The sequence below is a fragment of the Ruegeria sp. C11 genome (genome assembly GCF_056537725.1).
In genome coordinates this window covers 57905-72259 of the sequence record NZ_JBQFSB010000004.1, presented here as the reverse complement: position 1 = coordinate 72259, position 14355 = coordinate 57905, and the positions used below count along the sequence as shown (strand labels likewise).

Annotated in this window: 12 protein-coding genes; 5 read left to right on the top strand and 7 right to left on the bottom strand. The window is 58.2% G+C overall.

Annotated features, from left to right (window positions below):
- Window positions 1-120: 120 nt before the first annotated feature.
- Genes ACR0NA_RS09040 through ACR0NA_RS09025 form a run of 4 tightly spaced genes read left to right on the top strand, consistent with a single transcriptional unit; the run spans window position 121 to window position 6380 of the window.
- Window positions 121-3213: an ABC transporter transmembrane domain-containing protein gene (locus tag ACR0NA_RS09040; RefSeq protein ID WP_480728183.1), complete on the top strand. Its 3093-nt coding sequence runs from the start codon at window positions 121-123 to the stop codon at window positions 3211-3213.
- Window positions 3214-3217: 4 nt separating this feature from the next.
- Window positions 3218-4114 carry a CPBP family intramembrane glutamic endopeptidase gene (locus ACR0NA_RS09035; protein WP_480728181.1) on the top strand — a complete coding sequence of 299 codons (897 nt, stop codon included), beginning with the start codon at window positions 3218-3220 and terminating at the stop codon, window positions 4112-4114.
- Between the two features lie 59 nt (window positions 4115-4173).
- Window positions 4174-5109: an acetyl-CoA carboxylase, carboxyltransferase subunit beta gene (gene accD, locus ACR0NA_RS09030; RefSeq protein ID WP_480728179.1), complete on the top strand. Its 936-nt coding sequence runs from the start codon at window positions 4174-4176 to the stop codon at window positions 5107-5109.
- Window positions 5106-6380 carry a bifunctional folylpolyglutamate synthase/dihydrofolate synthase gene (locus ACR0NA_RS09025; RefSeq protein ID WP_480728178.1) on the top strand — a complete coding sequence of 425 codons (1275 nt, stop codon included), beginning with the start codon at window positions 5106-5108 and terminating at the stop codon, window positions 6378-6380. The genes accD and ACR0NA_RS09025 overlap by 4 nt, the downstream gene beginning before the upstream one ends.
- A gap of 63 nt (window positions 6381-6443) precedes the next feature.
- On the opposite strand, the gene zapE is transcribed toward ACR0NA_RS09025, so the two are convergent.
- A complete protein-coding gene (gene zapE / locus ACR0NA_RS09020) occupies window positions 6444-7502 on the bottom strand; it encodes a cell division protein ZapE (protein WP_480728176.1) in 1059 nt (352 codons plus the stop codon).
- 147 nt (window positions 7503-7649) lie between these two features.
- Between zapE and ACR0NA_RS09015 the strand changes: the two genes are divergently transcribed.
- Window positions 7650-8891, top strand: coding sequence for an MFS transporter (locus ACR0NA_RS09015; protein ID WP_480728174.1), 1242 nt, complete (start codon window positions 7650-7652; stop codon window positions 8889-8891).
- Here ACR0NA_RS09015 and ACR0NA_RS09010 read toward each other — a convergent pair whose 3' ends face one another.
- The 6 genes from ACR0NA_RS09010 to ACR0NA_RS08985 all read right to left on the bottom strand — a co-directional run bounded on the left by ACR0NA_RS09010 (window position 8892) and on the right by ACR0NA_RS08985 (window position 14339).
- Window positions 8892-9800, bottom strand: coding sequence for an ornithine cyclodeaminase family protein (locus ACR0NA_RS09010; protein ID WP_480728172.1), 909 nt, complete (start codon window positions 9798-9800; stop codon window positions 8892-8894). It lies immediately after the preceding gene.
- A complete protein-coding gene (locus ACR0NA_RS09005; RefSeq protein WP_480728169.1) occupies window positions 9797-10417 on the bottom strand; it encodes an HAD family hydrolase in 621 nt (206 codons plus the stop codon). Before ACR0NA_RS09005 ends, ACR0NA_RS09010 begins: the two co-directional genes overlap by 4 nt.
- Before the next feature lie 119 nt (window positions 10418-10536).
- Window positions 10537-10992 carry a YaiI/YqxD family protein gene (locus ACR0NA_RS09000; protein ID WP_480450921.1) on the bottom strand — a complete coding sequence of 152 codons (456 nt, stop codon included), beginning with the start codon at window positions 10990-10992 and terminating at the stop codon, window positions 10537-10539.
- Window positions 10989-12470, bottom strand: a complete 1482-nt coding sequence (gene sthA, locus ACR0NA_RS08995) for a Si-specific NAD(P)(+) transhydrogenase (protein WP_480728167.1) — start codon at window positions 12468-12470, stop codon at window positions 10989-10991. Before sthA ends, ACR0NA_RS09000 begins: the two co-directional genes overlap by 4 nt.
- A gap of 3 nt (window positions 12471-12473) precedes the next feature.
- On the bottom strand, window positions 12474-13307 hold the full coding sequence (fghA, locus tag ACR0NA_RS08990; RefSeq protein WP_480728165.1) for an S-formylglutathione hydrolase: 834 nt from the start codon (window positions 13305-13307) through the stop codon (window positions 12474-12476).
- 102 nt (window positions 13308-13409) lie between these two features.
- On the bottom strand, window positions 13410-14339 hold the full coding sequence (locus ACR0NA_RS08985) for an AEC family transporter (protein ID WP_480728163.1): 930 nt from the start codon (window positions 14337-14339) through the stop codon (window positions 13410-13412).
- Between the last annotated feature and the right edge of the window lie 16 nt (window positions 14340-14355).

The following is a 14355-nucleotide window of genomic DNA, read 5'->3' as shown; positions in this document are numbered from 1 at the left end:
GCAGAAGATATACCGGCCGTTCTTGCAATCGTGGGGGGCAGTGCTTACCGTTTGGTTCCCGACGCAGTGGGTTCTTCCACATATTGCCGCAGACCACCCAATTTCACGATGAGGCCGGGCATGGAACCCACTCTTTTTTCCTTCATTTGGAAGCATTCAAAGAAACAGCAACTGGTTCTGCTGGTGCTGACCGTTCTGTCATTTCCGTTTCTGTACGTCTCGCTTGAACTGCCCAAGCGGATCATCAACGACGCCATCGGTGCGCCAAGTAATACGGTGACCCTGTTGGGGGTGACGGTAACGCAGGTTCAGTACCTGATGATCTTGTGTTTCGCCTTTCTGGCCACCGTGATCATCAGCGGCCTGATGAAAATGCGCATCAACACGATGAAGGGCGTTCTGTCCGAGCGGATGCTGCGTCGCCTGCGCTATACCCTGATCAGCCGGACGATGCGGTTCCCGAAATCCTATTTCGCAACCACCAGTCAGGGCGAATTGGTTTCGATGATATCGTCCGAGGCCGAGCCAATGGGTGGTTTGATGGGTGACGCCATTGCCCAGCCCGTTTTCCAGCTTGGCCAGATGCTGACGATCGTCACCTTCCTGTTCATGCAAAGCGTCTGGTTCGGTCTGGCATCTGTTGCCCTGATCCCGCTGCAGGCCTGGTTGATCCCAAAATTGCAGCGCCAGATCAACCTGTTGAACAAGGACCGCATTCAGGAGGTCCGCAGGCTGAGCTCCGAAATCGGTGAAAGCGCCGCGGGTATCAGTGACCTTCGCGCCAATGGCGGCTGGCGCTACAGGCTGGCCCAGTTCAGCGACCGGTTGGGGAAATTGTTCGAGATCCGGTTCCGGATCTACAACAAGAAATTCTTCATGAAGTTCCTCAACAACCTGATCACGCAGATGACGCCGTTTCTGTTTTATTCGGTCGGTGGATATCTGGCCATCAAGGGTCAGATTACGGTGGGCGCTCTGGTGGCCGCGCTTGGGGCCTATAAGGATCTGAGTAGCCCTTGGAAGGAATTGCTGTTCTATTACAACCAGGTACAGGACATGTCGCTGCGCTGGCAGATCGTCACCGAACGATTTGCCCCTGATGACATGATCCCCGAAAACCTGTTTGAGGGTGAGCCCGACAGCATTCCACGTCTGACCGGCGATATCGAGTTGCGTAATGTGACCGTCAGGGATCCGGACGGCAACACGATCCTCGAAGACATCAACCTGAACATTCCCTTGGGTGCCAGAGTTGCGATTCAGTCGTCTCATGCTTTGGAACGATCCGCGATCGCGCAGCTTCTGACCCGGGAAATTCAGCCTGTACGGGGTGATGTGATCGTAGCCGGGCACAATCTGAACGACCTGCATCAGGCGGTGATCGCTGCCCGCGTGGGCTATGCCTATTCCCGGCCCTATCTGTTTGACGGCACGTTGGGGGATAACCTGCTGATGCCACTACGCACCCGCCCCCAGCACGAAGCGGACGCCATTCGCATGCCGACCCGTAAACAGATCGAGGCGGTAAGGGCCGGGAACACGCCGGACTCTCTCGATGACAACTGGGTCGATCCCGGTCTTGCCGGTCTGAACGATAGCGAGCAGATTCGCGATTGGTGGTTTCAATTGGTCGAAGCCATGGGGATCGACGAGTTCATGTTCCGCCGCACTTTGCGGTCTCGAGTCGATCCGCAATTGCACAATGTGCTGGCCTCCGAGATTGTCAATCTGCGGGAAGAAGTGGCCGAACGCATCCGGGAAAAGGGTCTTGACGATCTGGTGTTCCGCTTTGACCCCGAACAATTCAACCCGGCGGTACCCCTTGGCGGCAACCTTTTGTTTGCTTCGCCATCGCGGGATATTTCGCCTGATGTTCTGGCGGGCGATCGCAAGTTTCTGGCCATGCTGCAAGGTCATGATCTGGCCGTTGAGGCCATGGAGATGGCACTGGGCGTACTCGAATCCCTGAAACAGGCGTTTGGTCGCGATGGCACAGATCACCCGTTGTTTTTGCGTCTGGGCATGTCCGAAGACATGTATCACCGCCTTCTCGACATCGCCGACCGCCGCACCAGCAAGGGCGACGATGCATTGACCGATCAGGAACGTGCGTTGCTGCTGACCGTTCCGTTCATGCTGACCGCCGAACAGATCGGCCAAAGCTTTCCCGAGGAATACAAAGACAAGATTCTTGCCATCCGCAAAAGCCAGTCCGGGAATCTGCTGTCTTCGATGAAAGGGCTATTCGTCCCAGTGACGCCGGACGCCTACGTTCCACGCCTGACGGTTCTGGAAAATGCGCTGTATGGCCGGGTCTCGATCATGGCCGGTGCGCGAATGGATGAAATCGAAGACGTGGTGGCGGACGTGCTGAACAAGGCCGGTCTGCGCCGCCGCCTGGCCGCGATCATCTATGACCTGCCGACCGGTCTGGGCGGAAACAACCTGCCAACCGTATTCCAGGAACGCGCCGCCTTTTCCCGCGCAGGGATCAAGCGGCCCGACATTCTGATTCTCGACAAGGCGCTGGCAAGCCACGATTCAGAAAGCCGCCTGCGGACACGCCTGAAACTGCGGGAGTTGCTACCCGAGTCGATCATGATCTTCATGGAAGACCACTTTGCCCACCCCGAAGCTTATGACCTGTTCGTCGAAGTCAAGGACGGGCGGATAGACGGAGTCTCACGTGCTGAACCTGATATCCAGGAAGGCGCATCCGCAGATTTGAGCCGCAAACTCAAGATCATCTCCTCGACCGAGCTTTTTGCAAAGCTCGACGCCCGCAACCAGCGTCTGCTCGCGTTCTCGGCCCAGTGGTATGATGCGGCCGCAGGCCAGGTGATCTTTTCCCGCGGTCAATCGCCTGATGCGGCCTATCTGTGCATCGACGGCAAAGCCGACCTGTGCTGGACCGACGATCAGAAGAACACGCATTTGATCTCCACCGTGGAACCGGGACGCCTTATCGGCGATCTGGCTATTATTGCTGACAAACCCAGACAACTTGACCTGATCGCCGACACCGGATGCTCATTCCTGAGGATCGGCGCCGAAGAACTGCGCGCGGTCGTGGAAAGTGACGCCGGTGTCGCCATGCAACTGCTTGAGACGGTTGCCGGTTACCTGACCAATCTGGCTGGCACCATGCAGGAGGCGAACTTCAACCCTGCAAACCTCCCCGATGCAAACGAACCTCAGGGGCGGGCCGGATAAAGCCATGGAGTCTGACAGAGCATCAGCCTATTCAGCTCATCACCAATTTGTGGCACCGGCCCGCGCTTACCCGGAAATCTGGCGTCTGCTTGTCGGTCTGGGGATTGTGGGTCTCGTGGCGACTGGCCTGAACTCGTCTTTGCTGGCGGCCCTTGCCACTTTGGGACCAGCTTCATTGATGCAGGACCTGACAGAGGCCTCTAGCCCGTTAGCCATGTTGGTTCTGCTGTCCAGTTTCGCCTCGGTCACTCTGGGCGTCGGCCTCGCGGCAAAAATCATGCAGCGCCGCCCTTTTCGCTCAGTCATCGGAAAGCCCGGTCTGGCCTTTGCCCAGTTTCGCCGCGTTCTGGGGACATTGCTGATTTTAGGCGCGGTAATTGCAGCGCTTCCACCCTATGACATGGGTAAACCGCTAATCCCCAACCTGTCATTCGCCGTCTGGCTGTCGATCCTGCCTATGTCCCTGTTGGCCGTGCTGATTCAAACAAGTGCCGAAGAGGTTCTGTTTCGCGGTTACCTGCAACAATCCCTCGCCGCCCGGTTCCGTTCCCCATGGATGTGGATGGTTCTGCCATCGGCTCTGTTTGCGGCTGGGCATTACTCTCCCGCAGAAGCGGGGGAAAACGCGTTACTGGTCGCGCTGTGGTCAGGGGTATTCAGTCTGTTCGCCGCCGATCTGACTGCACGGTCGGGGACACTTGGACCCGCCATCGCCCTGCATTTTTTCAACAATGTTGTTGCACTGCTTTTTGTTGCTTTGCCCGGAACCCTAAGCGGGCTGGCCCTGTTCCTGCTGCCCTACGAAATGTCCGACACCGGCGAATTGCGCAACTGGCTGTTCGTGGATATCGCCGTCATGTTCGTGGGATGGCTTGCGGCACGCCTTGCGCTTCGGCGCTGATTGCATTTCCCGTCGTTGCGCCTTATTTGACACCAACGTCGCATCAGCAAGGTTCCGCCATGAACTGGATCACCAACTACGTCCGCCCCCGGATCAACTCGATCTTCTCGCGCCGGGAAGTGCCTGAAAACCTATGGCAGAAATGCGACGAGTGCGGCACCATGCTGTTTCACCGCGAATTGGCCGAAAACCTGAATGTCTGCACCCAGTGCGATCACCACATGGCCATCACGCCGCGCGACCGGTTCGCAGGCCTGTTCGACGGCGGTATCTTTACCGAGGTTGAAGTACCCGCACCTACCGCCGATCCGCTGCAATTCCGTGATCAAAAAAAATACCCTGACCGCATGAAAGCGGCGCAGAAAAAGACCGGTGAAAAAGAGGCGATGCTGGTAGCAACCGGTGAAATCGGCCGAACCCCGATCGTTGCCGCCGCGCAGGATTTTTCGTTCATGGGCGGTTCCATGGGCATGTATGTCGGCAACGCCATCATCGCGGCTGCACAAGAGGCCGTGAAACTCAAGCGTCCCCTGATCCTGTTTTCTGCTGCTGGTGGCGCACGGATGCAAGAGGGCATCCTCAGCCTCATGCAGATGCCGCGGACCACTGTGGCCGTGGAAATGCTGAAAGAGGCGAAACTGCCCTATATCGTCGTGCTGACCCATCCGACGACGGGTGGCGTAACAGCATCATATGCGATGCTGGGTGACGTGCACATTTCCGAACCGAACGCCCTGATCTGTTTCGCCGGTCCCCGCGTGATCGAGCAGACCATTCGCGAGAAACTGCCCGAAGGGTTTCAGCGCGCCGAATATCTGCTGGACCACGGCATGCTGGACCGCGTGACCAAGCGGACGGAAATGCGGGATGAGTTGATTACCATCACCCGTATGCTGATGGGCCTGCCTCCCGCGGTCAAAGGCGATCTGCCCGCGCCCGCCGCAGAAGAACCCGCCACCGAAGAAACACCCGCCGAGGACAAAGGCGAACAATGACCGGCCAGACATCGGACCTCATCCTTGAAAGGATGATGGCGCTGCACCCCAAGATCATCGACCTGACCTTGGATCGCGTCTGGCGTTTGCTGGGCGCATTGGGCAACCCGCAGGATAACCTGCCTCCAGTCATCCATATCGCGGGCACCAACGGCAAGGGTTCGACCCAGGCTATGATCCGCGCGGGTCTTGAGGGTGCCGGGCTTGGCGTCCACGCCTACACGTCACCGCATCTGGCACGATTTCACGAGCGTATTCGACTGGCTGGTGAGCTGATCTCTGAACCTGAGCTAACCAAAGTGCTGGACGAATGCTATGCCGCCAACGGTGGTGAAAACATTACCTATTTCGAAATTACCACCTGCGCCGCGCTTCTTGCTTTCGCGCGTACTCAGGCAGATTACACCCTGCTCGAGGTTGGGCTTGGCGGTCGACTGGACGCGACAAACGTGATCGACAACCCGGCGCTCACGGTAATCACCCCAATCTCGATCGATCACGAACAGTTTCTGGGTAACACACTGACCAAGATCGCGGCAGAGAAAGCCGGGATCATCAAACGTGGCGTGCCCTGCATCGTCGGACCGCAGCCGGATGAAGCATTGGAGGTTATCGAAGCCACCGCCGCACGCCTCGGCGCCCCTTTGATCGCTTATGGCCAGCACTGGCACGTTCACGAAGAAAACGGCCGCCTGATCTATCAGGACGAAACCGGCCTATGCGACTTGCCCTTGCCAAATCTGTTGGGCGCACACCAGATTCAGAATGCCGGCGCTGCGCTGGCCGTACTGCGCCACCTGCAACTCGGCGACGCGGCTTACGAAGCGGCGGTAACCAACGCCCACTGGCCTGCCCGCATGCAGCGCCTGAAAACCGGGCCACTGGTCGACGCGGCACCTCAGTCCGAACTCTGGCTGGATGGCGGCCACAACGCCGCTGCCGGGCAAGCTTTGGCCGACGTCCTGTCCAAACTGCCCCAAAGACCAACCCATCTCATCTGTGGTATGCTTAACACCAAGGACGTCACAGGATACATGGCCCCGTTGGCAGGGCACGCCCAAAGCCTGACGGCCGTCTCGATTCCGGGTGAGGCCAACACGCTCAGCGCTGAAGACACGGCAGCCGCAGCGGCCAAAGTGAATTTACCAGCAGCAACGGCTGCTTCCGTTCAGGATGCGCTTACGAAAATCATGGAAAATGACCCGCAGGCCCGCGTACTGATCTGCGGCTCACTTTATCTGGCCGGCAACATCCTGCGCGAAAACGGCTGATCCTTTCTCTTGCCGGAAATACTCTGGCGTAAATTGGCCGCAGGCCAAGAGGGGCAGCGCCCCTCACTGCCCCCAGTCAACTGCCTGCATCTCTCGCAGGCGCGATGCGGTACGTTCAAATTCAAACGTCCCCTCACCCTCGACATACAGCATCTCGGGCTCTGCGGCGGCGGAGCAAATTAACCTAACCTTCGCCTCGTAAAGCGCGTCGATCAGCGTCACGAACCGCTTGGCCTCGTTGAAGTTGTTGCGGGACAGGCGCGGGACGTCCTCAAGCACCAGAACCTTCACCTCATCGGCAATGGCCAGATAGTCTCCGGGGCCCAGCATCCGGCCGCACAGGTCATAAAACGATGCACGCGCCACGCCGTTGCGGAACGCGGGCAGCACCACCTCGCGCCCTTTGACATGCAGGCTCAGCGGCTCGGCCGGACCACCTGACAGATCGGTCCAGACCGCACGGATCTTCGCGCGGGCTTCAGGACCAATCGGCGTGAAATAGACCGGCGATCCCTCAAGTCGGTTCTGACGATAATCAGTGGGTGAGGTCAGCTCCCACACAACCAACTGCTCTTTGATGTGATGGATGAAGGGCAGGAACAACTGACGATTCAGCCCGTCCTTGTACAGATCGTCAGGATGCCGGTTCGAGGTCGTCACCACAACCACACCGCCCTCGTGCAACATGTCGAACAGACGCCCTACGATCATTGCGTCCGTGATGTCGGTAATCTGCATCTCATCAAACGCCAGCACCCGGACCGATTTAATAACCTCAGCCGCGACCGGGGCCAGTGCATCCTTAACACCGGCTTCACGGGCCTTGTGCATGCCAGAGTGAACTTCCTGCATGAAGGCGTGAAAATGCACCCGCCGCGCCGGAACATCGACCAGCGTTTCGACGAACATGTCCATCAGCATGGATTTGCCACGCCCAACACCGCCCCACAGGTACAACCCTTTCGGCGGCGGCGGCGCCTTGCGGAAGAACCCGCGTTTGACCGGCTCGGCCAATTTGGCTCGGATACGTTCGAATTCGGGCAATACCGCATTCTGGGCATCATCCCGGGTCAGAGTGCCTTCTGCGATGCGCGCTTCGTAAAGCGATAGAAGATCCGTCATCCCCGAGCCATACCGCCCGCATTGCGCATTGAAAAGCAGGCATTTTCTTCTCGCATCAAATTTGCTTATCCATCCGCACAAAACTCCTGAATTGACCGCCTGCAAAATCCCGCTAACGTCCGGGTCGTATATGTACCGGAGACCCAAATGCCGCAATCAGCCCGTTTGCTGAACCCTGTTCTGATCGTTGGCTGCATCATCATCACGGTCAGCTTTGCCGTGCGCGCCTCGTTTGGCGTGTTTCAGATACCGATTGCGGATGAATTCGGCTGGCTGCGCACAGATTTCTCGCTGGCCATTGCAATTCAGAATCTGGCTTGGGGAATTGGTCAGCCCATATTCGGCGCAATCGCCGAAAAGGTTGGCGACCGGCGCGCGATCATCATCGGAGCGCTGACTTACGCAGCCGGGATGGTGTTGTCCGCCTGGTCGGTCACACCCTTCGAACACCAGATGTACGCCTGGCTGGTGGGTTTTGGTATTGCGGGCACCGGCTTTGGTGTGGTTCTGGCTGTCGTCGGACGTGCATCTTCGGACAAAAACCGGTCTATGTCTTTGGCCGTTGTCACCGCAGCGGGTAGTTTTGGTCAGGTGGTCGGCGCCCCCACGGCTGAATGGCTGATGACGTTTTTGCCGTGGCAGCAAGTCTTCATCCTGTTTGCCGCGGCGATTCTGGCAATCATACTGACTTTGCCTTTCATGCGCGCTCCCATACCAGCAGACCGCACTGAAGTTGAAGAAAGCATGAGCCGGATACTGGGGAAAGCGCTCCGCGATCCGTCTTATACCTTGATATTTCTCGGGTTCTTCAGCTGCGGCTATCAACTTGGTTTCATCACCGCGCATTTCCCGGCCTTCGTAACCGAGATGTGTGGGCCCGTTCAGCCCGGAGGCGTGTTGCATTCCATGGGTATCACGACCACTTCGGCGCTGGGTGCTATTGCGATATCGCTCATTGGTCTGGCCAATATCGGCGGCACGTTGCTGGCCGGCTGGGCCGGAAACCACTTTCCCAAGAAATACCTGCTTGCAACGATCTACGCGGCGCGCACGATTGCCGCCGCCGCGTTCATCATGCTGCCAATCACTCCGATGTCGGTCATCGTGTTTTCGATCGCGATGGGATCGCTATGGCTTGCCACCGTACCGCTGACCTCGGGCCTTGTCGCACATCTCTATGGATTGCGTTACATGGGTACGCTTTATGGCATCATCTTCCTCAGCCACCAGATCGGCAGTTTTCTTGGCGTCTGGCTGGGTGGCCGGATGTATGACATCTATGGCGACTACACGATGGTCTGGTGGATCGGCATTGGCATCGGCGCATTCAGCGCAATCGTACATCTGCCGATCCGTGAGAACAGGGACCTGGCGCCTGCCACAGCCTGATCAATCGGTGTACTTGTCCAGAATATAGCGGCTGGTCATCAGATCCAGATGTGCCCCGCCGCCATTCTTGAACAAGGTGATGGCGGACACATCCCGGGCAAAGGCGTCCAGATCATAAAAATCACCCCTCACATCAGAGCGGGCAATGACCCCCTCGGCCAGAGGTGTCTTGAGTTCGCCGATATGATCAACGGTCGTATCAATGCTATCGACATAGATGCGCGAACGTCTCAGCGCTTCGTCATCCGCCTCTCGCATGTCGGGCCGGTATGCGCCAATCAGGTTCAGGTGTTGACCGGGCCGCAACCATTCGCCCCTGATCACAGGTTCGGTAGACATGGTCGCAGTCACGACGATGTCCGCATGATGGACGGCGTCCGGCAGGTTTGGCGCAACGTCCACACCCTTGAGCTTTGACGCCAGTTCCTCGGCCTTCGCCAATGTCCGGTTCCACAAAAGAAGCTTCGCGCGTGGAAATCCCGCCGCAAACGCCTCGCACAGGGATTGGCCAACCGCTCCCGCTCCAACTATCAGAATGTTCCGGCTATCCGGGTTGGCCAGCCGCAACGCGCCCAGCAGGCTGTCGCCCGCTGTTTTCCACTTTGTGACCAGATGAAAATCGACAAGTGCAGCAAGCGTTCCGAACGTGTCGTCATAAAGACAAACAGCCCCGTTTATCATCGGCGCGTTGCGCTGCGGATTTTCGGGAAAGATGGTGGCCGTCTTGACGGCCATTCCCAACCCGTCGATCCACGCGGCGCGCGACAAGACGGTATCCTGATCACGATACAGAAACGTGTCACCGATCTGGGCCTTGGGCAGTTTGTGCCCGTCTGCCAGCGCTTGCGCCAGTTCCAGCCAATCCAGTTTGGCCTCGCCCTCGTCAAAGGAGATTTGCGTAATCGTCATCCGGCTTCGCTTTCGGTCAACAGACCTTCGGTAATCAATCGGTCCGCCCAGCCCTGCGGGCCTTTGAAATGATGCGTTTGCCAGCCGCGCGCCCGGGCTGTCTCGATATTGTCCATTCGATCATCAGCGAACAACAGGGACGCAGGTGACAGGCCGCAATCCGCCTCAACCATTTCATATATCGGCACATGGGGTTTCACGGTTTTCATCCGGCCTGACACGTACTGACGGTCGAACTCGTTCAGAAAAGGATAAACCGTTGTGGCATAGTCAAAGTTCTGCACCCCGAAATTCGTCAGGGCGAAAACCGGCACACCTTTGACACGCAACGCGCGCAGCAAACGAACCGAATGCGGAATTTCGGGCGAGGCCAGCTCGATCCAGTTGTCATGCCACATCCGGATTTCATCGCGCCAATCGGGGTATTTTTCGGCCCAGTCATAAATCGTTTCGGTGAAATGATGCCCCTGATCGACCAGATCGTTCATGCCATGCAGGTCAACTTCGGCGAACATGGCGCGGCGACTATCCGCACCGATCACGCGGTCGTAATACCTTTCTGGCTGCCATTCGATCAGAACATTGCCAATATCGAAAACAACGGCTTCAACGGGCATTCGCTTATCCTGTTCTGAATCAATTCCTGTCGCCTGTGACTGAACCAAGCTGCGCGCCAATGATCAAGGCGGAACCAGAGGGGGTGCATCTGCGATACGGCCCCGTCAGGCGGGAACCTTCAGCCTCGCATTGCCGCGCGCAGTTCCCGTTCTAGCGCATCCAGAAAGCGCGACCGGTCCGCCTTGCCAAACGGTTTGCCGCCACCGCCTGCACCCAGAGGGTTGGCGGCCCGCAGATCAGCCATCAGATCCCGCATGGCCAGTTGTTGACCGATATTTGCGGCCGAGAATGCCTCGCCGTTGGGCCGCAGGACCCGCGCTCCGGCTTCGATGCACTTTGCGGCCAAGGGAATGTCAGATGTAACGACCACATCCCCCGCGCCACAGCGATCGGCGATCCATTTGTCCGCCTCATCGGCCCCTTCGGCCACGATCACCACCTGCACCAGCGGGTTGGCCGAGGGGCGCAACCCGCCGTTGGACACCAGCACCATGGGCAGTCGATGCCGGGTAGCCACCCGTTCGGCCTCGGCCTTTACCGGGCAGGCATCGGCATCGATATAAAGCGTGCTCACGCCTTTTTGGCCTGCTTGGCTGCAGGCTTTGCCTCATCCTGGGCGGCAGAGTCGTCAGCCTTCTTGCGTACCTTGAACTCATCCGGGATCGGCATCCGGTTGAAAGCGTCCAGCCCCGCGATCTTGTAGGCCTCGGCCAGCGTCGGATAATTGAAGGTATTCTGGACAAAGTAATCCACAGTTCCCTTCAGGTTCAGCACGGCCTGCGCAATATGGATCAGTTCCGTCGCGCCCTCGCCGACGATCTGCACGCCCAGAACCCTGCGGGTTTTCAGCGAAAACAGCATCTTCAGCATGCCGTGTTCCAGCCCCATGATATGCCCGCGTGAGGTTTCGCGGAATCGTGCCACGCCAACCTCATAGGGAATGCCGCGTTCCTGCAACTCTTCCTCGGACATGCCACAGGTGGACATTTCGGGGACCGAGTAGATGCCATAGGGATACCATGGACTTTCCGGAAGCGTCGGCGTTTCCAGCGCGTGACAGGCCGCTACCCGCCCCTGCTGCAACGAGGTCGAAGCCAGCGAGGGATGCCCGATCACATCACCGGTCGCATAGATATGCGGCACTGCGGTCTGATAGGTCTTGCGATCCACGGTGATCCGGTTGCGATGATCGGTTTCCACCCCGACCGCATCCAGATTCAAGGCCGATGTTGCCCCCATGCGTCCGGCTGCAAACAGCAGCATTTCGGCCCGAACGTGGCGGCCATTGTCCAGCGTTACCTCGACATGAGTTCCCGCATCCTCGATCTTTTCCACGGCTGATCCCAGACGCAGATCGACCCCGTTTTCGCGGACCTGATGCGTGAATTCCTGAATCAGGGTCCGGTCGATGAAATCCAGGAAGGTCTCGCGCGGCTCGATCAGGGTCACCCGGACGTCAAGCGCCGAGAACATGGTGGCATATTCCACGCCGATCACGCCTGCGCCGATCACGCACAGGGAACGCGGAATCTCAGCCATCTCCAGAAAGTCGTCGCCATCCACGATGGAGGTGCCATTGAAGGGCACATAGTCCGGCCGGTAGGTTTTGGTGCCCGTGGCGATCAGAAACTTTGCAGCCGTCAGCCGGGTCTTGTCCCCTGCGTCGGTTGCCACCTCGACCTCATGCGGTCCAACGAATTTCGCCAGACCGCTGAGCGTTTCCACGTGGTTTCGATTGAACTGGTGCTCCAGCACATCGACCTCGTGATCAAGCGTCATGTGGAGGCGCGCCTTCAAATCCTCGGCCCGGATCTGATCCTTTACCCGGTAGGAACGCCCGTAAAAGCTGCGCTCGCGCCAACCCGAAAGGTTCAGCACGGTTTCGCGCAAGGTTTTGGACGGAATTGTGCCGGTGTGGACGGAAACACCGCCCAACCGGTCCTTGCGGTCAATCACCAGCACCCGGCGTTGCAACTTGCCCGCCTGAATAGCGGCCGAGCGTCCGGAAGGGCCCGAACCGATGATGATCAGGTCATAGTCGTATTTGCCCATGCCTCAATCTCCGTACAGGGCTTCGGCATGGAAAGTGACGTGATCTTCCATGAAGCTGGAGACGAAGAAATACGAGTGGTCATAGCCCGGCTGCAACCGGTTGGTTGCCTGCTGGCGGCTTTCGGCAATGGCCTGAGCCAGTGCTTCGGGTCGCAGCAGGTCGATGAACTGATCGTTTGTGCCGGTATCGATCAGAATAGGGCCGTCAAAACCCTTTTCCTTCATCATCAGTGTTGCGTCATGCTTCGCCCAGACGCCCTCATCATCACCCAGATAGGCGCTCAGTTGCTTGCGGCCCCAATCACTACCCGAAGGGTTCGAGATCGGCGCAAAGGCTGAAACCGACCGGAACCGGCCCGGCAGGTTCATCGCAAGCGTCAACGCCCCGTGACCGCCCATGGAATGACCGGTGATGGCCTGCCGATCCCCGTCGATGGCGAAATTTTCGGTCAGAAGGGCAGGCAGCTCCTCGGCCACGTAGTCCCACATGTTGAAATGCGGGGCCCAGGGTTTTTGCGTTGCATTCACATAGAACCCTGCACCCTGCCCCAGATCATAATCTTCATGATCTGCCACACCTTCACCGCGTGGGGATGTGTCAGGAAAGACCAGCGCAATGCCCTGTTCCGCGGCCCAGCCCTGTGCCCCTGCCTTGGTCATCGCGTTTTCATGGGTACAGGTCAGGCCGGACAGATACCACAGAACCGGAACCGGCCCATCCTTCGCCTCGGCGGGCAGGAAAAGACCAAAGGTCATATCGCACTGACACGCGGAAGACGCGTGGCGATACACGCCCTGCACACCGCCAAAACATGCATTTTCCGAAAGGGTTTCCATCGGCATTATCCTTGCGTTGAGTCTGTGCAATGGCTAACGGCACAGGGCTCTGGCGTAAAGTGCATGGGCCTCTGGCAGGCCTATTTTTCTGAAACTCGAAGGTCAGAGCGCCGCAATCCAGGCGATGATCAGTGGTACTGTCACGATGCTGGCCGCGGTCGACAGCAGGATTGCCGCCGAGACCCTGTGTGGCGCAACGCCATAATGGGCCGCCAGCATATAGACGTTCCCGGCAACCGGCAGTGCGGCGGCAGCAATAGCGACCGAGGCTGGAAACGCATCGACAGGAATCAGCCAGATCAGGGCGACGGCAACGAAAACCGGATGTACCACCAGTTTGCAAAAGCTGAGCCAGGCCGCAATCTGCACCCGTTCAGCGGATTTGCTGGCCAGCGACGCACCTATTGCGAACAACGCGCCGGGTGTTGCCGCACCGCCCAGAATGGTTAGAAAATCATTGAGAGGTGCCGGCACAGGAAGTTGCAGCGCCGACCAGGCAAGACCGGCTGAGATAGACACTATCATTGGGTTTTTAATCAACCCAACCCCGATCAGCCGGAGTGTGCCGGACGTCAGTTTGCCATCCCTGCCACCGTTGATCAGGATAACGATGAGGGACGAGAAGACCACCAGATCAACCGCCAGAATCAGCATTACCGGGCCGATAGCGGCCTCGGTGAACAGCAGGGCAAGCATTGGCAGACCCAGAAAACCGACGTTGCCGATTGCTGCGCATTGCGCTTCGACCGCTGCGGTTGGGATATCCAGCCTGCGCACGTAGGCAACCAGCGTTGCCAGCACATAAACGCAGGTTGTGCCGATCAGATAGCCGATGACCAGACGCCCGTTGAAGATTTCGGCAAAGGGCAATGTTGCCGCGAACCGGAACAGCATTGCCGAAAGGGCAAAGTAAAACACGAATTTCGTGAGATAGGCGGTCGCTTCTTCAGTAAAAAATCGGCTGCGCCCCGCCCAGTAACCCAGGCCGATAATCACAAAAAACGGCAATGTGCGCAGAAAGATTTCGACCATGGTGGGATTGGTAACG